The sequence below is a fragment of the Streptomyces sp. NPDC048612 genome (genome assembly GCF_043199295.1).
Lineage (GTDB): Bacteria > Actinomycetota > Actinomycetes > Streptomycetales > Streptomycetaceae > Streptomyces.
The window spans coordinates 14,562-34,310 of sequence record NZ_JBICVV010000025.1 but is presented as its reverse complement, the minus strand read 5'-3'; the positions used below and the strand labels follow the sequence as shown (position 1 = coordinate 34,310).

General features: G+C 73.1%; 19 protein-coding genes. 6 read left to right on the top strand and 13 right to left on the bottom strand.

Annotated features, from left to right (window positions below):
* Both ACGFN2_RS29745 and ACGFN2_RS29740 read left to right on the top strand, forming a co-directional pair.
* Positions 1–543, top strand: a complete 543-nt coding sequence (locus ACGFN2_RS29745; RefSeq protein ID WP_362605340.1) for a cysteine dioxygenase — start codon at positions 1–3, stop codon at positions 541–543.
* Positions 540–920 carry a rhodanese-like domain-containing protein gene (locus tag ACGFN2_RS29740; protein ID WP_362605342.1) on the top strand — a complete coding sequence of 127 codons (381 nt, stop codon included), beginning with the start codon at positions 540–542 and terminating at the stop codon, positions 918–920. The genes ACGFN2_RS29745 and ACGFN2_RS29740 overlap by 4 nt, the downstream gene beginning before the upstream one ends.
* Before the next feature lie 108 nt (positions 921–1,028).
* Here the strand turns inward: ACGFN2_RS29740 and recX are convergent, their stop codons facing one another.
* The 4 genes from recX to ACGFN2_RS29720 form a co-directional block, all read right to left on the bottom strand.
* Positions 1,029–1,685, bottom strand: coding sequence for a recombination regulator RecX (gene recX / locus ACGFN2_RS29735; protein WP_393365612.1), 657 nt, complete (start codon positions 1,683–1,685; stop codon positions 1,029–1,031).
* A 6-nt stretch (positions 1,686–1,691) separates the two neighbouring features.
* The gene (gene recA / locus ACGFN2_RS29730; protein ID WP_362605346.1) at positions 1,692–2,804 is read right to left on the bottom strand and encodes a recombinase RecA; all 1,113 of its coding nucleotides are present in this window, start codon (positions 2,802–2,804) and stop codon (positions 1,692–1,694) included.
* Between the two features lie 241 nt (positions 2,805–3,045).
* On the bottom strand, positions 3,046–4,284 hold the full coding sequence (locus ACGFN2_RS29725; RefSeq protein WP_393365610.1) for an AI-2E family transporter: 1,239 nt from the start codon (positions 4,282–4,284) through the stop codon (positions 3,046–3,048).
* Between the two features lie 115 nt (positions 4,285–4,399).
* A complete protein-coding gene (locus ACGFN2_RS29720; protein ID WP_362605348.1) occupies positions 4,400–4,594 on the bottom strand; it encodes a DUF3046 domain-containing protein in 195 nt (64 codons plus the stop codon).
* 77 nt (positions 4,595–4,671) lie between these two features.
* On the opposite strand from ACGFN2_RS29720, the gene ACGFN2_RS29715 reads away from it, so the two are divergent.
* Positions 4,672–5,592 (top strand): hypothetical protein, encoded by a 921-nt coding sequence (locus tag ACGFN2_RS29715; RefSeq protein ID WP_393365608.1) that lies wholly within the window; start codon positions 4,672–4,674, stop codon positions 5,590–5,592.
* 14 nt (positions 5,593–5,606) lie between these two features.
* Here the strand turns inward: ACGFN2_RS29715 and ACGFN2_RS29710 are convergent, their stop codons facing one another.
* From ACGFN2_RS29710 to ACGFN2_RS29700, 3 genes are all read right to left on the bottom strand, one after another.
* Positions 5,607–5,915 carry an AzlD domain-containing protein gene (locus ACGFN2_RS29710; RefSeq protein WP_362605352.1) on the bottom strand — a complete coding sequence of 103 codons (309 nt, stop codon included), beginning with the start codon at positions 5,913–5,915 and terminating at the stop codon, positions 5,607–5,609.
* The gene (locus ACGFN2_RS29705) at positions 5,912–6,760 is read right to left on the bottom strand and encodes an AzlC family ABC transporter permease (RefSeq protein ID WP_393365605.1); all 849 of its coding nucleotides are present in this window, start codon (positions 6,758–6,760) and stop codon (positions 5,912–5,914) included. The genes ACGFN2_RS29710 and ACGFN2_RS29705 overlap by 4 nt, the downstream gene beginning before the upstream one ends.
* Positions 6,761–6,859: 99 nt before the next feature.
* Entirely contained in the window at positions 6,860–7,741 is an 882-nt protein-coding gene (locus tag ACGFN2_RS29700; protein ID WP_393365603.1) for an AraC family ligand binding domain-containing protein, read from the bottom strand.
* A 140-nt stretch (positions 7,742–7,881) separates the two neighbouring features.
* On the opposite strand from ACGFN2_RS29700, the gene ACGFN2_RS29695 reads away from it, so the two are divergent.
* From ACGFN2_RS29695 to ACGFN2_RS29685, 3 genes are all read left to right on the top strand, one after another.
* Positions 7,882–12,657 (top strand): DEAD/DEAH box helicase, encoded by a 4,776-nt coding sequence (locus ACGFN2_RS29695; RefSeq protein ID WP_393365601.1) that lies wholly within the window; start codon positions 7,882–7,884, stop codon positions 12,655–12,657.
* Between the two features lie 116 nt (positions 12,658–12,773).
* On the top strand, positions 12,774–13,583 hold the full coding sequence (locus ACGFN2_RS29690) for an Fpg/Nei family DNA glycosylase (protein WP_393365599.1): 810 nt from the start codon (positions 12,774–12,776) through the stop codon (positions 13,581–13,583).
* Positions 13,584–13,642: 59 nt separating this feature from the next.
* Positions 13,643–14,419 (top strand): SDR family NAD(P)-dependent oxidoreductase, encoded by a 777-nt coding sequence (locus tag ACGFN2_RS29685; RefSeq protein ID WP_393365597.1) that lies wholly within the window; start codon positions 13,643–13,645, stop codon positions 14,417–14,419.
* A gap of 413 nt (positions 14,420–14,832) precedes the next feature.
* Here ACGFN2_RS29685 and ACGFN2_RS29680 read toward each other — a convergent pair whose 3' ends face one another.
* The 6 genes from ACGFN2_RS29680 to ACGFN2_RS29655 form a co-directional block, all read right to left on the bottom strand.
* A complete protein-coding gene (locus ACGFN2_RS29680; protein WP_362605361.1) occupies positions 14,833–15,303 on the bottom strand; it encodes a DNA starvation/stationary phase protection protein in 471 nt (156 codons plus the stop codon).
* Positions 15,304–15,498: 195 nt separating this feature from the next.
* Positions 15,499–15,882, bottom strand: a complete 384-nt coding sequence (locus ACGFN2_RS29675) for a helix-turn-helix domain-containing protein (RefSeq protein WP_018092941.1) — start codon at positions 15,880–15,882, stop codon at positions 15,499–15,501.
* A gap of 94 nt (positions 15,883–15,976) precedes the next feature.
* Positions 15,977–16,513, bottom strand: coding sequence for a CinA family protein (locus tag ACGFN2_RS29670; RefSeq protein WP_362605363.1), 537 nt, complete (start codon positions 16,511–16,513; stop codon positions 15,977–15,979).
* Positions 16,510–17,160: a CDP-diacylglycerol--glycerol-3-phosphate 3-phosphatidyltransferase gene (gene pgsA / locus ACGFN2_RS29665; protein WP_362605365.1), complete on the bottom strand. Its 651-nt coding sequence runs from the start codon at positions 17,158–17,160 to the stop codon at positions 16,510–16,512. Before pgsA ends, ACGFN2_RS29670 begins: the two co-directional genes overlap by 4 nt.
* Positions 17,157–18,647, bottom strand: a complete 1,491-nt coding sequence (rimO, locus tag ACGFN2_RS29660) for a 30S ribosomal protein S12 methylthiotransferase RimO (protein WP_362605367.1) — start codon at positions 18,645–18,647, stop codon at positions 17,157–17,159. Before rimO ends, pgsA begins: the two co-directional genes overlap by 4 nt.
* A gap of 103 nt (positions 18,648–18,750) precedes the next feature.
* On the bottom strand, positions 18,751–19,560 hold the full coding sequence (locus ACGFN2_RS29655) for a helix-turn-helix domain-containing protein (protein ID WP_362605369.1): 810 nt from the start codon (positions 19,558–19,560) through the stop codon (positions 18,751–18,753).
* Positions 19,561–19,749: the final 189 nt, after the last annotated feature.

Genomic DNA, 19,749 nt, shown 5'->3' with positions numbered 1-19,749 from the left:
GTGCCCGACGTACGTACCCCTACGCGCCCGCCTGTCACCGGCCATGACGGCGGGCCCGGCGCCTCCGAACTCCTCGACTTCGCCCTCCGGGCCGCCGCCGACCCGGCGCTCGTCGCCTCGCTGCCGCTCGACCCGGAGGGCCGCACCTGGCTGCGGCTGGACGGGCCGGGCGGCGCCGAGGCCTGGCTGATCGGCTGGCCGCCCGGCACCGGCACCGGCTGGCACGACCACGGCGGCTCCCGGGGCGCCTTCGCCGCGGCCTCGGGTGAGCTGACGGAACAGTCGCTCGCCGCCGCGCTGCCCACCGAGGGCTGGAGGACCCTGGAGCTCGCCGATGACGTGGACCGGGAGCGCCGGCTCAGCGACGGGCGCGGCCGGGCGTTCGGCCCGCACCATGTGCACCAGGTGCTCAACCTCTCCGCGGACACCCACGCGGTGTCGGTGCACGCCTACTACCCGCCGCTGCCGCTGATGCGCCGCTACAGCCGCACCGGGCCGGTGCTGCGGCTCGAAGCGGTGGAACAGCCGGAGGAGTGGACATGAGCGCGGTCGACGCACTGCTGGCGCAGGCCCGGAGCGAGCTGGGGCACCGGCTCGGTCCCCAGGAGGCGGCCGCCGTCCAGGAGGCGGGCGGGCTGCTGGTGGACATCCGCTATGCGGAACTGCGGGAGCGCGACGGCACCATCCCCGGCGCGCTGATCGTCGAGCGCAACGAACTGGAGTGGCGACTCGACCCGACCGGCGAGCACCGCGCCCCGGAAGCGACCGGTCATGATCTGCCGGTCGTGGTCATCTGCAACGAGGGCTACGCCTCAAGCCTCGCCGCTCTCTCCCTGCGCCAGTTGGGGCTGTACCGGGCGACCGACCTGGACGGCGGCTTCCAGGCCTGGCGTGCGGCGGGGCTGGCAGTCGAGGACTGAGGGGCTGCACGCCCCGGGCATCACCGGGCCGTCCGGCGTGCGGCCCGGTCTCCGGTCCCACCGTGCACGCCGACCGGACACGCCGACGGTCGTTCCGGCCGCCGCCCCTCATCCCTCCGACAGGAAGTGCTCCTCCAGGAGATCCGGGTCCTCGCCTTCCTCCTCCAGCGCCTGTTTGACCACGCGGAGGGCGAGGCCTTCCGGGTATCCCTTGCGGGCCAGCATTCCGGCCAGACGGCGAAGGCGCTTCTCGCGGTCCAGGCCCCGGGTGGCGCGCAGTTTGCGGTCGACCAGTGCGCGGGCGGTGGACTCCTCCTGCTCGGAGTCGAGGCGGCCGACGGCCTCCTCGATGAGGGCGGAGTCCACGCCCTTGGTGCGCAGTTCGCGGGCCAGGGCACGGCGGGCCAGGCCCCGCCCGTGGTGGCGGGAATCCACCCAGGCGTCGGCGAAGGCCGCGTCGTCGATCAGCCCGACGTCCTCGAAGCGGGACAGCACCTCGTCCGCGACCTCTTCGGGGATGTCCCGTTTGCGCAGGGCGTCCTCAAGCTGCTTGCGGGTGCGCGGATTCCCGGTGAGCAGGCGCAGGCAGATGGCCCGTGCCTGCTCCTCGGGTGTACGCGGTGGCCCCGACTCGGCCCTCGACGAGGAGGGACCACCGCTGTCCTCACTGCCATGACGGCCCCTGCGGCCGCTACGGGTCTCGGCGTCGCCGGTGGCGCTGTGCGTCTCGTCCGCGCCGCCCGGCCATTCCGTTCGCCGTGTCATGGCGGGCTAGCTCTTGGCCGCGGCGGCCTTGGAGCCCTTGGCGCCCTTGGCCGCCGGTGCCGCGGCTGCCGGTTCGGCCGCCACCGCGGCGTCCGTGCCGGGCTCCGCCGCCGGGTCCTGCGGCTGCACGCCGATGCCGAGCTTCTCCTTGATCTTCTTCTCGATCTCGTTGGCGAGATCCGGGTTGTCCTTGAGGAAGTTGCGGGCGTTCTCCTTGCCCTGGCCGAGCTGGTCGCCCTCGTAGGTGTACCAGGCACCGGACTTGCGGATGAAGCCGTGGTCCACGCCCATGTCGATCAGGCCGCCCTCGCGGCTGATGCCCTGGCCGTAGAGGATGTCGAACTCGGCCTGCTTGAAGGGCGGGGAGACCTTGTTCTTGACGACCTTGACGCGGGTGCGGTTGCCGACCGCGTCCGTGCCGTCCTTGAGGGTTTCGATGCGGCGGATGTCCAGTCGGACCGAGGCGTAGAACTTCAGCGCGCGGCCACCGGTCGTGGTCTCCGGCGAGCCGAACATCACGCCGATCTTCTCGCGGAGCTGGTTGATGAAGATCGCGGTGGTCTTGGACTGGTTGAGCGCGCTGGTGATCTTGCGCAGTGCCTGGCTCATCAGCCGGGCCTGGAGGCCGACATGGGAGTCGCCCATCTCGCCCTCGATCTCGGCCCGCGGCACCAGGGCGGCGACGGAGTCGATCACGATGAGGTCGAGCGCGCCGGAGCGGACCAGCATGTCCGTGATCTCTAGCGCCTGCTCGCCGTTGTCCGGCTGGGACAGGATCAGGGAGTCGGTGTCGACGCCGAGCTTCTTGGCGTACTCCGGGTCGAGGGCGTGCTCGGCGTCGATGAACGCGACGGAGCCGCCGGCCTTCTGGGCGTTCGCGACGGCGTGCAGGGTCAGGGTCGTCTTACCGGAGGACTCCGGGCCGTAGACCTCGATGACGCGGCCGCGGGGGAGGCCGCCGACGCCGAGTGCGACGTCGAGTGCGGTGGACCCGGTGGGGATGACCTCGATGGGCTCCTTCGACCGCTCCCCCATGCGCATCACGGCGCCCTTGCCGAATTGCCGTTCAATCTGTGCGAGTGCGGCGTCCAGCGCCTTCTCGCGGTCAGTGCCTGCCATGGGTTCCACCCGATTTGCTTGAGTCGATCGCTTCACGTCCATGACGCTAACGCCTGCCACTGACAATGCGCCCGGACCCGGCTCCGGCCTGTGGATAACTCCGCGAAAAGCCCGAGAGTGGAGGCCGGTTCTCTCATGAGAATGGATGTTCGATTTTAGTGTCAAGCGCTTCCGCCCGGATGTCGCCGACGGGAACCGTCCGCCGGCGACGCCGCCCGGTCTTCCGGTGGTGCGCCCTCCGTCAGCGGACGTCCTGGTCCTCCGCCGTGGCGCCGTCCGCCTTCCGGTCCTCCAGCGGAGCCGTCGGCTGCGCGCCGTGCAGGTTCCGCCGCATCCGGGCCAGGGCCCGGACACCGTGCCCACGCCTGCCGTGGACCCGCAGATCGTCGGGGACCTCGTACCGCTTCACATACGCACCGAGGAAGGCCTGCAGGGTCGCCGTCGCCGGGATCGCGATCAGCGCGCCCACCGCGCCCATCAGGGCGGTACCGGCGACGACCGAGCCGAAGGCGACGGCGGGATGGATGTCCACCGTCTTGGCGGTGATCCGCGGCTGGAGCAGGTAGTTCTCGAACTGCTGGTAGATCACGACGAAGCCGAAGACCCACAGGGCGTACCAGGGGTCGACGGTGAACGCGATCAGGATGGGCAGGGCGCCCGCGAGATAGGTCCCTATCGTCGGGATGAACTGGGAGACCAGGCCCACCCACATGCCCAGCGCCGGGGCGTACGGCACACCCAGGATCTGCAGCAGCACGTAGTGCGCCATGCCGGAGATCAGCGCCATCAGGCCGCGCGAGTAGAGATATCCGCCGGTCTTGGCGACCGCGATCTCCCAGGCGCGCAGCACCTCCGCCTGGCGGTGCGGCGGCAGCACGGAGCACAGCGCGCGGCGCAGCCGGGGGCCGTCGGCGGCGAAGTAGAACGAGAACAGCGCCACCGTCAGGAGGTTGAACAGGCTGCCCAGCACCGTCGCGGAGACAGCCAGCACGTTGTTGGCGCCGTCCGTGACGTACTTCTGCAGCCAGTCCGACTTGAGCAGGTTGTTCTGCACCTCGACCCGCGAGAGGTGGGTGTGCAGGGTGCTGTTGATCCAGCTGATCAGGGAGTCCAGATACTGCGGGAACTCCGCGACCATGTTGGCTATCTGCCCGGCGAGCATGGAGCCCAGCAGCGCGAAGAAGCCCGCAGCGACGACGAGGATGCTCACGAAGACGAGCCCGGTGGCCATGCCGCGGCGCACCCCCCGGGCCGCCATCCAGTCGACGGCCGGTTCGACGGCCAGCGCGAGGAAGAACGCGATCAGCACGTTCAGCAGCAGGCTGATCAGCTGGTGGAATCCCCAGGTGGCGAGCTGGAAACAGGCCACCAGGGCGAGCGCGAGCACCATGGCGCGCGGCAGCCAGCGCGGCATCCGCGCATCGGACCGGCCCTCGGGGCGTGTGACGTCGTTACTGGTGATCTCTTCTGACTCGGGCACGGGGCCAAGTGTCCCGTACGCCCATGACACTCCCGGTCCCGGTCCGTGCCCCGGTCCGCGGCAGCCGGCCGTCGGGCCGTCATCGCCGCAGGTCAGCGCGGCGCGAACGGCCTGGTCAGCGTTTTTCGGGCGGCACCTCCATGACCGAGGTCACCACCCGCCACACCTCTTTGGCGCTCCATCCCGCGTCCAGCGCCTCGTGCACGGTCCGGCCGCCGAGGCCGGACATCACATGATCGCGCGCGAAGGAGTCGGCGTACGCCGCACCGAAGTGATCCGCCATCCGCTGCCAGAAGACCGTCAACCGCATGCCTTCAGTATCCCGCCCTGGGAGGGCAGCGGACGCGAGCCGGTGCCACCGGGAGAATTGCGCCCTACGGTCAGCGCATGGCCGAATACGTAAGCTCTCCTCCGACTCCTCTGGCACGTGCCGAGCGATTCGTCTGGCTGACCGCCCGGGTACTCGAGCAGCGGCTCTTCGAGTACCACTTCCTGGGCGGCGGGGCCGACCCCGTGGAGACCGCGCTCGCCGCGTACCGCAACGATGACGACGGCTTCGGCCACGCCCTGGAGCCCGATCTCCGGGGCCCGGTCAGCCAGCCGCTGCACACCGCGCACGCCCTGAAGGTCCTCGATCTGATCGGACGGTGCGACGGCCGCCAGGTGGAGCGGATCTGCCGCTATCTGACGAAGATCTCCACCCCGGAGGGCGCGCTGCCCGCGCTGCACCCCTCACAGCGCGGCTACCCTGCCGCGCCCTGGATTCCGGTGGTCGACAATCCGCCGAGCGCGCTGCTGGCCACCGGCCCGGTGGTGGGTGTCCTGCACCGCAACGAGGTGTGGCACGCCTGGCTCTTCCGGGCCACGGACTACTGCTGGGCGGCGGTGGAGTCGATGGAGGAGACCCACCCGTACGAGGTCGAGGCGGCGGTGGCCTTCCTGGACGGCGCCCCGGACCGGCCGCGGGCCGCCGCGGCGGCGCAGCGGCTCGGCCGGCTCGTACGGGACCGGGGTCTGGTGCTGCTGGACCCGGAGCGGGCCGCGGACGTCCCGGTGGCGCCCGGGTACGCCCCCGGGGAACACCACCTGGCCTACGACTTCGCGCCCGCGCCCGGCTCGCTGGCCCGCGACTGGTTCACCGACGAGGAGATGGCGCGGGCACTGGACCATCTCTTCGCGCTCCAGGAGGAGGACGGCGGCTGGCCGGTCAACTGGCGGGTGTGGGCACCCGGCACGGCGCTGGAGAGCCGTCCGATGGTGACGCTCAAGGCGCTGCTGACCCTCCGGGCTTACGGGCGGCCCCTCTAGGCGCCGCCCGGCGCTCACCCTCCCAGGGCCCGCACCCCCGCGGTGACTCCTACGGCGACGCCGATGACCAGGAGGAACGGCGCCCGCAGCACGAGCGCGACGGCCGCGGCGGCCACGCCCGCGGCCTTGGCGTCGAGCATCAGGTGCCGGCCGTCGCTGAAGGTCTGCTGGGCGGTGAGCGCGGCCAGCAGGGCCACCGGGAGCAGCGCGGCCAGCCGCTTGACGAGCGGGCGCTCCAGCAGGCCGGCGGGCGCCGCCAGACCGAGGTACTTGACCAGGTAGCAGCCGACGGCGGTGACGGCGATCGCGATCCAGACGTTCATACCCGGTCCTCCCCGGTGGCGGTGCCGCGCGGGCGCGTGCCGTCCGGGCGCGCGGTCGTCCCGCCGGTGCCGGACGGGACGGCGCCGGACTCCCGCGCCGTCCCGGCCTCCTGCGCCCGCTCACGGCGGCCCTGTACGAGGAGGACGGCGGGCGCGGCGAGCGCGGCGGCCAGCACCGGTACGCCGGTGGGCAGCAGCGGCAGCGTCACCAGCACCAGCACCACGGCGAGACCGGCCGCGACCCGTTCCACGGTGTCCTTGAGCATCGGCGCGAGCAGCGCCAGGAAGACCGCGGGGCCGGCCGCGTCCAGGCCCCAGGCCTCGGTGTCGCCGAGCGCCTCGGCCCCCAGGGCACCGGCGAGGGTGGTGAGGTTCCACAGGGTGTAGAGGGTCAGCCCGGTGACGGTGAAGCCCAGCCGGGCGGTGCGCCGGTCGGGCTGGGCCAGGGTGACGGCCGAGGTTTCGTCGATGACCCAGTGGGCGGCGAGGGGCTTGACCGTGGACCGGTACCCGAGGACGGCGGACAGCCGCAGTCCGTAGAAGGCGTTGCGGGCGCCCAGGAAGAACGCGCCGGCCGCGGCGGTGAGCGGGTTGCCGCCCGCCGCCAGCGCGCCGACCAGGGCGAACTGCGAGGCGCCGGTGAACACCAGCAGGCTGAGCGCGCAGGTCTGCAGGAGGCCGAGCCCGGCGCCGGCCGCGGTCACGCCGAAGGCGAATCCGGAGAGGCCGACCGCGACGCCGACGCCGAGCGCGTCCCTGATGACGGCGGCGTCGGAGGTCACGGCGGGCGGAGCCGGCGGAGCCGCGGCCCGCTCCGTGGTGCGTATGTCTGTCTGTTCTGCCACGTCCCGGACCCTAGGGTCCGGCGCCACCTGGGGTCTTGTACGTTCTTGCGCCCGGCACGCACGGCCGACCCCGGGCCCGCGAGGCTCGCCCGTGGCGCCCTACGCCGCGCGCTCCCTCCGGTAGGCGCCGGGCGGTACGCCGACGATCCGGGTGAAGTGCCGGTTCAGATGCGGCTGGTCGGTGAAGCCGACGGCGACGGCCGTGTCGGCGAGGGTGCGGCCCGCTTCCAGGAGTCCGCGGGCCCGGCGGACCCGGGCGTCGGTGAGCCAGGTGTGCGGCGGCATGCCGTAGGCGCCCTTGAAGGCCCGCAGCAGGGCGAACGGGCTGGTGCCGAGTTCGTGCGCCAGTCTCTCCAGGGAGGGCGGGTCGGTCATCCGCTCCTCCAGGACGGCACGGGCGCGGGCGGCGGTCCGAGTGCCCGCGGTGCGGGGCGTCCGTGCCGGGAGCGGGCCTCCGTAACGCCGCAGCAGCCGGGCCACGACGCTCCGCAGCAGGGTGTCGGCGGCCAGCGCGTTGCCGGTCTCGGCGGCCCGGTGGATCTCGGTGATCAGGTGGCCGAGCTGCGGGTCCTCGGCGGTCGTCCGGTCGAACCCCGGGGTGCCGCGCAGCGCCGTGGTCTCCTCGGCGATCTCCGCGACGACCTCGTGGGAGGGGTAGAGCGTGGCGTAGGCCCAGCCCTCCGGGGCGCCCGCCCGCGCGGTGTGCGCGACCTCCGGATTGATCATGATGATGCCGCCGTGGCCGGCCCGGACCGTGCCCTGCCGGAGCCCGACCTCCTCGATGCCGGAGGTCACCGCGCAGACGACATAGCCGTCGTGCGCGTGGCGGGGAAAGGAGTGCCGGACGTAGCGGGCGCGCAGCAGGTCGAGGCCGGGCAGTCCGTCGTAGCGCCAGTGGCGCGCCCACTCGCCGGGCGCCCGCGGCACCACGGCAGCCCCGGTCCCGCCGTCGGCGGCGCTCTCCCCGCTGACCATGACCATGCCGCCATTCTGCGTCCGCCGGGCGGCCGCCGGCCCGCACGTCCGAGGCGTGGACGGCCGGGGAAGGCGGGGCGGACCCGGGCCGACGGCCGCGGCGCGCGGGGACCGCGTTGTCAGTGGTCCGGTGCACGATGGGGGACATGGCGAAGGCAGCGCTCGACTCGTTCTCCCCCGCGACCCGCGGCTGGTTCGCCGGGGCCTTCAGCGCACCGACGGCCGCGCAGGAGGGCGCCTGGCGGGCGATCGGCGAGGGCTCCGACGTCCTCGTGGTGGCGCCGACGGGCTCCGGCAAGACGCTGGCCGCCTTCCTCGCGTCGCTGGACGCACTGGCGAGCACCCCGCCGCCCGCCGAGCCGAAGAAGCGCTGCCGGGTGCTGTACGTCTCCCCGCTGAAGGCGCTGGCCGTCGACGTCGAGCGCAATCTGCGCAGTCCGCTGACGGGCATCCGCCAGGAGTCGGTCCGTCTGGGCATGCCGGAGCCGGACGTCACGGTCGGCATCCGTTCCGGGGACACCCCGCCCGCCGAGCGCCGCTCGCTCGCCAACCGCCCGCCGGACATCCTCATCACGACCCCCGAGTCCCTGTTCCTGATGCTGACGTCCTCGGCCCGGGAGGCGCTGGCGGGCGTCGAGACCGTGATCCTCGACGAGGTCCACGCCGTCGCCGGCACGAAACGCGGCGCGCATCTGGCGCTGTCCCTGGAGCGGCTGGACGAGTTCCTGGACCACCCGGCGCGGCGGATCGGGCTGTCGGCGACGGTCCGCCCCGTGGAGGAGGTGGCCCGCTACCTGTCCCCACGGCGCCGGGTGGAGATCGTCCAGCCGCCGTCCGGCAAGCGCTTCGACCTCTCGGTGGTCGTCCCGGTGGAGGACATGGGCGAGCTGGGCGGCTCGCCGGTCCAGGAGGGCGACACCGGGGAGAAGCCGTCCATCTGGCCGCAGGTAGAGGAGAAGATCGCCGACCTCGTCCAGGCCCATCGCTCCACGATCGTCTTCGCCAACTCCCGCCGTCTGGCGGAGCGGCTCTGCAACCGCCTCAACGAGATCGCCTACGAACGCCGGACCGGTGAGGCGCTGCCCGAGCACCACTCCCCCGCGGAGCTGATGGCCGAGGCCGGGGCTGCCAAGGGAGCGCCGGCGCTGCTGGCCCGTGCCCACCACGGCTCCGTGTCCAAGGAGCAACGCGCCCAGGTGGAGGAGGACTTGAAGGCGGGTCGGCTGCCCGCCGTGGTGGCCACCTCCAGTCTGGAGCTGGGCATCGACATGGGCGCGGTCGATCTGGTCGTCCAGGTGGAGTCGCCGCCGTCGGTCGCCTCCGGGCTGCAGCGCGTCGGGCGGGCCGGGCATCAGGTCGGCGCGGTCTCGACCGGCATCGTCTTCCCCAAGTACCGCGGTGATCTGGTGCAGGCCGCCGTGGTCACCGAACGGATGCGCTCCGGCGCCATCGAGGCACTGCGGGTGCCGGCCAATCCGCTGGACGTCCTCGCCCAGCAGGTCGTCGCCATCACCGCGATGGACACCTGGGACGTCGAGGAGCTGCTGGCGCTGGTACGGCGGGCCGCCCCGTTCGCCGCCCTGCCCGAGTCGGCGTTCACCGCCGTGCTGGACATGCTCGCCGGCCGCTACCCCTCCGACGCCTTCGCCGAGCTGCGGCCGCGCCTGGTGTGGGACCGCGTCGCGCACACCGTCACGGGCCGCCCCGGGGCCCAGCGGCTGGCCGTCACCTCCGGCGGCACGATCCCCGACCGCGGCCTGTTCGGGGTGTTCCTGGCGGGCGGCGACTCGGGCAAGGGCGGTGGCGGGCGACGGGTGGGCGAGCTGGACGAGGAGATGGTCTACGAGTCCCGCGTCGGCGATGTCTTCACGCTCGGCACGACGTCCTGGCGCATCGAGGACATCACCCGTGACCGGGTGCTGGTCACCCCCGCCCCCGGGGTGCCGGGCCGGCTGCCCTTCTGGAAGGGCGACCAGCTGGGCCGCCCCCTCGAACTGGGCCGTGCACTCGGCGCGTTCCTCCGCGAGATCGGCACGCTCGCCCCGGAGGACGCCGGCGCCCGGCTGGCCGCCGCCGGGCTGGACGACTGGGCGGTGTCCAATGTGCTGAGCTATCTCGCCGAGCAGAAGCAGGCCTGCGGCCATGTCCCCGATGACCGCACCATCGTCGTGGAGCGCTTCCGCGACGAGCTCGGCGACTGGCGGGTGGTCATCCACTCCCCGTTCGGCGCGCAGGTCCACGCCCCCTGGGCGCTGGCCCTCGGCGCCCGCCTCGCCGAGCGGCACGGCATGGACGCCCAGGTGATGCACGCCGACGACGGCATCGTGCTGCGGCTGCCCGACGCCGATCTGATGGGCCTCGACCTCCTCGACGGCGACGACGGCTTCGACCCGTCCGCCGGCCCGCTCGGCCGCGGCGCGGAGTACGACCCCGAGCAGTCCCCCGTGGGCGCCGCCGATGCCGTCTTCGACAAGGGCGAGGTGGACCAGCTCGTCACGGACCAGGTCGGCGGCTCCGCGCTGTTCGCCTCCCGGTTCCGGGAGTGTGCCGCCCGTGCCCTGCTGCTGCCGCGGCGCAGCCCCGGCAAGCGCACCCCGCTGTGGCAGCAGCGCCAGCGGGCCGCCCAGCTCCTCCAGGTGGCGAGCGAGTTCGGCTCCTTCCCGATCGTGCTGGAAGCCGTCCGCGAATGCCTCCAGGACGTCTTCGACGTCCCGGGCCTCACGGAGCTGATGGGCGACATCGAGGCCCGCCGGGTCCGCCTGGTGGAGGTCACCACCCCCGAACCGTCCCCGTTCGCCCGCTCGCTCCTCTTCGGCTATGTCGCCCAGTTCCTGTACGAGGGCGACTCCCCGCTCGCCGAGCGCCGCGCCGCCGCCCTCTCCCTGGACTCCCGGCTGCTCGCCGAGCTGCTGGGCCAGGCCGAACTGCGCGAACTGCTGGACGCCGAGGTACTGGCCGAGCTGGAGCGCGAGCTGCAGTGGCGTACGGACGACCGGCGGGTCAAGGACGTCGAGGGCGTCGCCGACGTCCTGCGGCTGCTGGGGCCGCTGACCGACGCCGAGCTGGCCGAGCGCGGCGCCGACCCGGCCTGGCCGCGGGAGCTGGCCGCCGCCCGCCGTGCCCTGTCCGTGCGGATCGCGGGTGCTGACCACTGGGCCGCCGTCGAGGACGCCGGCCGGCTCCGTGACGCGCTGGGCACGGCGCTGCCGGTCGGCGTCCCGGAGTCGTTCACCGAACCGGTCAAGGACCCGCTCGGCGATCTGCTGTCCCGCTTCGCCCGCACCCACGGCCCGTTCACCTCCGAGCAGGCCGCCGCCCGCTTCGGCCTCGGCACCGCCGTCACCGACGGGGCGCTGCAGCGTCTCGCCGCCGCCGGCCGGGTGGTCCAGGGCGAGTTCCATCCCGCGGGCATCGGCCAGGAGTGGTGCGACGCCCAGGTGCTGCGCAGGCTGCGCCGCCGCTCCCTGGCCGCGCTGCGCGAGGAACTGGAGCCGGTCCCGCCCGCCGCGCTCGCCGCCTTCCTCCCCCAGTGGCAGCATGTCGGCGCCCCGCGCCCGGCAGGGGCCGGCGGTATGCCGGCACCGCCCGGCGGCGCCTCGCACGGCCTGCGCGGCATCGACGGCCTGGTGCGCGCCATCGAGCAGCTCCAGGGCGCTCCGGTGCCCGCCTCCGCCCTGGAGAAGCTGGTGCTGCCGTCCCGCGTCGGCGGCTACACCCCCGCCCTGCTGGACGAACTCACCGCCACCGGTGAGGTGGTGTGGGCCGGCGCCGGTGCCCTCCCCGGCAAGGACGGCTGGCTCTCGCTGCATCTCGCCGACTCCGCCCCGCTGCTGCTCCCGCCGCCGCTCCCGCTCGAACTCACCGCGCTGCACGAGTCGTTGCTGACCGCCCTCGCCCCCGGTTACGGCCTGTTCTTCCGCCAGCTCGCCGACCAGGTCCGCGCCACCACCCACCCGGACGCCGGCGACCCACAGCTGGCCGACGCGCTGTGGGACCTGGCCTGGTCGGGCCGGCTGACCAACGACACCCTCGCCCCGCTGCGTGCCCTCCTCGGCTCGGGCCGTACGGCGGGCTCGACCGCGCATCGCGCCCGCCGCTCCGTCCCCCGGGGCCGGTACGGCTCCCTCACCGCGGCCGCGGGAGGCCGCGGCGGCCGTCCCACCGCCTCCCGCTCCGGTCCGCCGACGGTGGGCGGCCGCTGGTCGCTCCTGCCCACCACCGAGCCGGACCCCACGCACCGCGCCCATGCCCTGGCCCGCGCGCTCCTGGACCGGCACGGCATCGTCACCCGTGGCGCGGTCGCCGCCGAGGGCGTCGAGGGCGGGTTCTCCGCCGCGTACCGGGTGCTGGCCGCCTTCGAGGAGTCCGGCCAGGCCCGTCGCGGCTATGTGGTGGAGGGGCTGGGCGCCGCCCAGTTCGCGATGGACGGCGCGGTGGACCGGCTGCGCGCGGTCAGCACCCAGCGGGAGCGCACCGCCGATGACGCGCCACCGGACGGCGGCCCGGCGCGGTCCCGGCCCGGCGGTCCGCAGCGCGCCGTCGTCCTGGCCGCCGCCGACCCCGCCAACGCCTACGGCGCCGCCCTGCCCTGGCCCGAGCCGCCCGAGGGGTCGACCCACAAGCCCGGCCGCAAGGCGGGCTCCCTGGTCGTGCTCGTCGACGGTGAGCTGACGCTCTACATGGAGCGCGGTGGCAAGACCCTGCTGCTGTGGCCGCTCGGCCACGAACCGGACCGTGCCGCCATGGACCCCCGCCTCCGGCTCGCCGTCGAGACGCTCACCGATGCCGCCCGCGCCGGCGCCCTGGGCACCCTCACCACCGAACGCATCAACGGCACCGCGGCCCTCACCTCCCCCTTCGCCGTCACCCTGGAGGCCGCCGGCTTCCACCCGACCCCACGGGGGCTGCGCCTGCGCGGATGACACCGGCGGCGCCCCACCCGGCCCCGGGCGCGGACCCCGCGCTCCCGGCTCCCGGCTCCCGGCTCCCGGCTCCCGGCTCCCGGCTCCCGGCTCCCGGCTCCCGGCATCATGGGGGCATGCCCGAAGGTGACACCGTCTGGCGCCTGGCCCAGCGGCTCCACGACGCACTGACCACCGGTCCGCTGACCCACTGCGATCTGCGCGTCCCCCGGCTGGCGACGGCGGATCTGACCGGCCGCGCGGTGCTCCGCGTCCTCCCCCGCGGCAAGCACCTCCTCACCCGCTTCGAGGGCGGCCTCACCCTCCACTCCCATCTGCGGATGGACGGCGCATGGCGGATCTACGCCCCGGGCGAGCGCTGGCGCGGCGGCCCCGCCCACCAGATCAGGGCGGTCCTCGGCACCGCGGACCACACCGCCGTCGGCTACCGCCTCCCCGTGCTCGATCTGCTGCCCACCGCCGACGAGCCCCGGGTCGTCGGCCATCTGGGCCCCGACCTCCTCGGCCCGGACTGGGACCCCGCGGAGGCCCTGCGCCGACTGCTCGCCACTCCCGCACGGCCCCTCGGCGAAGCCCTGCTCGACCAGCGCAACCTCGCCGGAATCGGCAATGTCTACAAGTCCGAGCTGTGCTTCCTGCTGCGCGCCTCCCCCTGGCTCCCCCTGGGGGACCTGCCCCGGCCGGACCGCGTGCCCGCGCTCGCCAGGAAACTCCTCGAAGCCAACAAGCGGCGCCCCGCCCGGGTCACCACCCCCAGCGCCCGCCCCGACCGCCGGCTGTGGGTCTACGGCCGGGCCGGCCGCCCCTGCCTGCACTGCGGCACCACGGTCCGCACCGCCGACCAGGACCCCACCGCCGAGGAACGCGTCACCTACTGGTGCCCCGCCTGCCAGCCGGACCCACCGGACAGCCGCCCCGCGGGCTGACACGAAGACCTCCCGCACGCCAATTGACGACCCGTCAGATTCCTCCCTACCCTCACACCATGCCTCTCCCGGCGTACGACCTCACGGGCCGGACCGCGCTCGTCACCGGCGCGGCGAGCGGCATCGGCCGCGCCACCGCAGTCCTCCTGGCTACGGCCGGCGCCACCGTCCACTGCGCCGACCTCGACGAACAGGGCGCACGGGCGACCGCCGCGGCCATCACCGCGGCAGCGGGCTCCGCGCACGCGCACCGGCTCGACGTCACCCGGCGCACCCAGGTCGCCGCCGTGGTCGACGCCGCCCGCAGCACCACCGGCCGCCTGGACGTGCTGGCGAACATCGCCGGAATCATGCACTCCGCGCCCGTCCTGGAGACCGCGGACGCGGACCTGGACCGGGTCTGGAACACCAACTTCAAGGGCGTGCTGTACGGCTGCCAGGAGGCCGCGCGCACCATGATCGCCACCGCCACCCCGGGCTCCCTGGTGAACATGGCCTCCGGCGCGATCGACACCGGCGCCCCCGGCCTGCTCTGCTACGGCGCCGCCAAGGCCGCCGTCGTCCAGCTCACCAAGACCCTGGCCACCGAGGTCGGCCGGCACGGCATCCGCGTCAACGCCGTCGCCCCGGGCTGGATACGTACCGCGATGACCGGCCGCCACACCGCGGAGGCACAGCAGCAGGCGGAGGGACCGATGATCCGGATGTCCCCGCTGGGGAGGGTGGGAGAGCCGGAGGACGTCGCCCACACCGTGCTGCATCTGGCGTCGGACGCCTCGTCCTTCATGACCGGCCAGCTCCTCCGCCCGAACGGCGGCGTCGCCATGCCCTGGTGAGCACCCCGGGACCCGTCACCCGGCGCCCCCGGACCCGCCGCGCCGCCCGCCGCACGGCGCGACGGCAGAGACCCTCGTTCCGCTTCGTCCGCGGAACGCAGTGCACCGGCAGCAGACTGAGCCCCCAGCCGCCCACCATCACGGCCCCCTCGACCACCCCCGACGACTGCGGCCACACCACCAGCCGGACCGCGGCCCACCACCACAGGCCCCCGACGACCACCCCGGATATCCAGCGCCCCGGTGCGGCCCGCGGGCGCCGTCCGGCCGGCCCGCGGGCCGTGACGTCACGCCACCCCATGGCTGCCTCCTCCGGCCGACGCTAGACGGGTCCCGCCGCCCGGCGGGAGGGCGCACCGGGGCGTTTCCGGCGCGCGAGCGGCCTCACAAGCCCCGGCGCGGGCCGCCGCCGGTCACTGGGCCTCGGCCTGGAACATCCAGTGGTGCTTCTCCAAGTCGGCGGTCAGCCCGATGAGGATGTCCTGGCTGACCGGGTCCGGGTCCGCGGTGGCGATGATCCGCTCACGCATCCGGCCGATGACCGAGCCCAGGGCCTCCACCATCGCCCGGACCACGTCGCCGTCCTTGACCCAGCCGTCCTTGACCTCCCGGATACCGCTGGTCTTGGCGACGGTGGACGCCCGCCCGTCCGGGGACACTCCGATCGCCGCCGCCCGCTCGGCCACCGTGTCGGCGTGCTGCCGCCCGCTGGTGACGACCTCGTCGAGCTGGAGATGTACGGAGCGGAAGCGCGCCCCGATGACGTTCCAGTGCACCTGCTTCGCGACGAGGGAGAGATCCACCAGGTCGACGAGCGCTCCCTGGAGGGCCTTCCCGACGATGGCGCGGTCCGCGTCGGACAGTGTGCTCTTGACGACAGACATCCAGATACTCCTGTTCAGGCGATTTATCCGGTTTTGCCATCGTACAAATGAATCGCCCGTTCCGAACTGCCCGGACGGTCCGGCCGAGCGCCTGCCGGAGCTCCGGCGGGCCGCACACACCCGCCCCCGCACGGGCAGCACGAAGCCCCGGCGGGCTGCTGCCCGCCGGGGCTCCGATGCGTACGAACAGGGGTGTCAGGCCGCGACGACATCCACGACGTCTGCCGGGGACTTGATGGTCACGCGGTCCTCCGGCACACCGGCCAGGGACGTGACGGACACCGAATTGAGCTTCGGCCGCACCGGTGCGGGCACCGGGTCGCTCGCGGCCGCGGACGCTGCCAGCTCGGCGAGCGCCAGCTCATCGCTGACCTCCCGCATGAGCTCGGACATGCGCACGTCCAGCGCGTCACAGATCGACGAGAGCAGTTCGGAGGACGCCTCCTTCTGCCCCCTCTCGACCTCGGACAAATAGCCGAGCGATACCCGGGCGGAGGAAGAGACCTCGCGCAGGGTTCGGCCCTGGCGCTGACGCTGTCGGCGCAGCACGTCACCCAGCAGGCGACGAAGCAGAATCATCGCTGGCTCCCTCCTCGGACCTCGGATTCGCATCCTTCTCGCCCCACCGTACCGCCTCGGGCGGGACCGGTGCCGGGCGCAAGTACGTGTTCACTCAGGGCTGCAAACATCCATTCCCCCCGTGTTGTTCCGTATCCTGTGCCCGCGATTTTTCTGTCAGTTCGCTCAACAACAGTGCGAGCACGGCGCGAATAGTGTCCTGGCGGATCTGCTCCCGGTCCCCCGCCAGCGACAGCCGGCGCACCGTCCCGGCACCGTCCGGCCCCTGGACCGCGACGAAAACGGTGCCCACCGGATGCCCGTCCTGCGGATCAGGGCCGGCCACCCCCGTGGTGGCGAGGCCCCAGTCGGCGCCCAGCACCCGCCGCGCACCCTGTGCCATCTGCCGGGCGACCTCGCCGTCGACGGCACCGCGCGCGGCCAGCAGAGCGCCGTCCACCCCCAGCACATCCCGCTTGACCTCGGTCGCATACGCCGTGACCGAGCCCCGGACCACCCGCGAGGCCCCCGGGACGGCGGTCAGCGCGCCCGCCACCAGTCCGCCGGTCAGCGATTCCGCAACGGCCAGGCTCTGGCCCCGCCCGGCGAGCAGCTCCAGCGCCCCGGCGGCGGCCGAACCCGGCCCGCTCACCGTGCGGTGTCCCGCTCGGCGCGCGCGGCCCGCTCCCGGGCCAGCCCTGCCCGGCGCAGCACCACGGCCTGCCGGACGTAGTCGAGCCCGGTGAGGACGGTGAGCGCCACCGCCACCGCCATCACCCACCAGCGGAAGGTGGCCAGCGGACCGGTCAGCACCAGGACGTACATCCCGACCGCGGTGCCCTGCGCCAATGTCTTGATTTTGCCGCCACGACTGGCCGGAATGACCCCGTGCTTGATCACCCAGAACCGCATCAGCGTGATGCCGAGCTCCCGGAAGAGGATCACGCCGGTCACCCACCAGGGCAGATCACCCAGCACCGACAGACAGACCAGCGCGGCACCCATGATCGCCTTGTCGGCGATCGGATCGGCGATCTTGCCGAAGTCGGTGACCAGGTTGTACGTGCGTGCCAGATGCCCGTCGAAAATGTCGGTGATCATGGCGACGGCGAACGCGGCCCAGGCGAAGGCCCGCCAGACCGGGTCCGTACCGTCGCCGTGCATCAGCAGCAGCACGAAGGCCGGGACCAGCACCAGCCGCAGCATCGTCAGGACGTTGGCGATGTTCCACAGCCCGGCCTGCCGGACGACCGGCGCCGTGCGCGGGCCACCAGCTGCGGATGCCGGGACTCCGGTCATCTGCCCGCCTCCTCGGTACACCCCGCGCCCTCCACCGACAGCACCTCAGCGACGAGGTCCACCCCCTCGCTCGCCACCACCTTTGCTTCGACCATACGACCGGGCTCCAGTTCCCGGGTGGTCGACAGCAGGGTGACGCCATCGGTCTCCGGAGCCTGGTGCGCGGCCCGCCCGACGAGCCCGTCCTCGTCGTCGGCCCGGTCGACCAGCACCCGCAGCGTCTCGCCGATCCGCTCCTCGGCGCGCTGCGCGGTCAGCTCCTCGGCCAGCCGCGAGACCCGCGCCAGCCGCTCGGCGACCACGTCCGGGTCGACCTTGTCCTCGTACGAGGCGGCCTCGGTGCCGTCCTCGTCGGAGTAGCCGAAGACGCCGATGGCATCGAGCCGGGCCTCGGTGAGGAAGCGCTCCAGCTCCGCCAGGTCGCTCTCGCTCTCGCCGGGGAAGCCGACGATGAAGTTGGAGCGGGCACCGGCCTGCGGCGCCTTGGTGCGGATCGTCTCCAGCAGCTCCAGGAAGCTGTCGGTGCCGCCGAAGCGCCGCATGGAGCGCAGCACACCGGGCGCCGAGTGCTGGAAGGAGAGATCGAAGTAGGGCGCCACCTTGTCCGTGCCGGTCAGCACGTCGATCAGACCGGGCCGCATCTCGGCGGGCTGGAGGTAGCTGACCCGGATGCGCTCGATGCCGTCGACGGCCGCCAGCTCCGGCAGCAGCGTCTCCAGCAGGCGGATGTCGCCGAGGTCCTTGCCGTAGGAGGTGTTGTTCTCAGAGACCAGCATGACCTCCTTGACGCCCTGCTCGGCCAGCCAGCGGGTCTCCCCGAGCACGTCCGAGGGGCGGCGGGAGATGAACGAACCGCGGAAGGACGGGATGGCGCAGAACGAGCAGCGCCGGTCGCAGCCGGAGGCCAGCTTCACCGAGGCGACGGGGTTTGCGTCCAGGCGGCGGCGCAGCGGCGCCCGCGGTCCGGACTTCGGTGCGACGCCCTCGGGCAGGTCCTCGGGAGCCGAAGCCAGCGCGTCCCCGTGGCCGGGCAGCGCGACCCCGTCGGCGTCCTGGCGCTCGGCGGGGCTGATCGGCAGCAGCTTGCGGCGGTCGCGCGGCGCGTGGGCCTCGACGTTTCCGCCGCTCAGGATGGTCTGCAGACGGCCGGAGATGTCGCTGTAATCGTCGAAGCCGAGCACACCGTCCGCCTCGGGCAGCGCCTCGGCGAGCTCCTTGCCGTAGCGCTCGGCCATGCAGCCGACGGCCACCACGGCCTGGGTTCTGCCGTGATCCTTCAGATCGTTGGCTTCCAGCAGGGCATCGACGGAGTCCTTCTTCGCGGCCTCGACGAAACCACAGGTGTTGACGACGGCGACATCGGCATCGGCGGCTTCCTCGACGAGCTCCCAGCCGTCCGCTGCCAGGCGGCCTGCGAGCTCCTCCGAGTCCACCTCATTACGGGCGCAGCCAAGGGTGACAAGGGCGACGGTACGGCGTTCGGGCATAGGCCTCAGCCTACTTTGTCCCGGCCACCCCCTTGGCGCGCAGGTCTCCGCCGCCGGTCCCGGGCTCCGGGGCCGGGCGGCGGACGCCCCCTGAGAAGGGCTTTCAGCCCGCCTGGGGGTCCCCGGGCGTGTAGCTGAGCCGCTCGACGGTGCCCTTCTCGCCGACCTGCTTGACCTCCTTGCCGTTGACGTACAGCTGCACGGCTCCGGCGTTACCGAGGACCAGGTCGATCCGCTTCTTGTCGGTGATGGTCTTGGACTCACCCTGCTTGAGCAGGCCGTCCTCCAGGAGCTTGCCGTTGGCGTCCTTGGCGGAGATCCAGCTCTGGCCGTCCCGGGCGGTCACCTTGATCGTGACCTTGTCCTTCGGCAGCCCGGCGACCGCGCTGTCCGAGGGTTCGGGGTCGGGCTTGACGGGCGGCTTGATGGTCGAGGGATGGCGGGTGGGCGCCGGCGCCTTCGCATGGGCGTCACCGGCCGTGACCGGGCCGCCCTCGCTCTTGTCGCCGCCCGTGAAGAGCGTGAAGCCCGCGAATCCCACCACGGCGACGATCGCCGCGACCATCGCCGCGGTCCAGTTGGGGCGGCGCGGCTCGGAGCGGATGCGTTCGGCTTCGTAGAGCGGCGCGGCGGGGGTCGGCTCGGGCCGGCCGCCGTGCTCGGCGTCGAACTGGTCGATCAGGGGTCGGGAATCGAGGGATACGGCGCGGGCGAGCGCCCGGATGTGGCCCCGGGCGTAGACGTCGCCTCCACAGCGGGAGAAGTCGTCCTGCTCGATCGCGTGCACGAGGGGAATGCGCACCCGTGTCGTCGTACTGACCTCTTCGACGGTCAGTCCCGCTCCGATACGGGCCTTCTGGAGGGCAGCACCGACGGAAGGCCGGTCTGCTTCGGGGGAGTTGCCGATGGACACGGAGGCGCCTTTCGAGCGTGTAGCCACCTGCTGGAAGTTCAGTCTAGGGGTGGAGCGAAAGGGTCGGGCAAGCGGGAGAGCGGACTTTGTACGCCATCGGAACGCCGTCGGCGATGCCCTGGGGCTCGATGGTGAAACATCGCTCCCTCATCTCCCTCAACTTGACGTATCGGCAGGAGAAACGGTTGC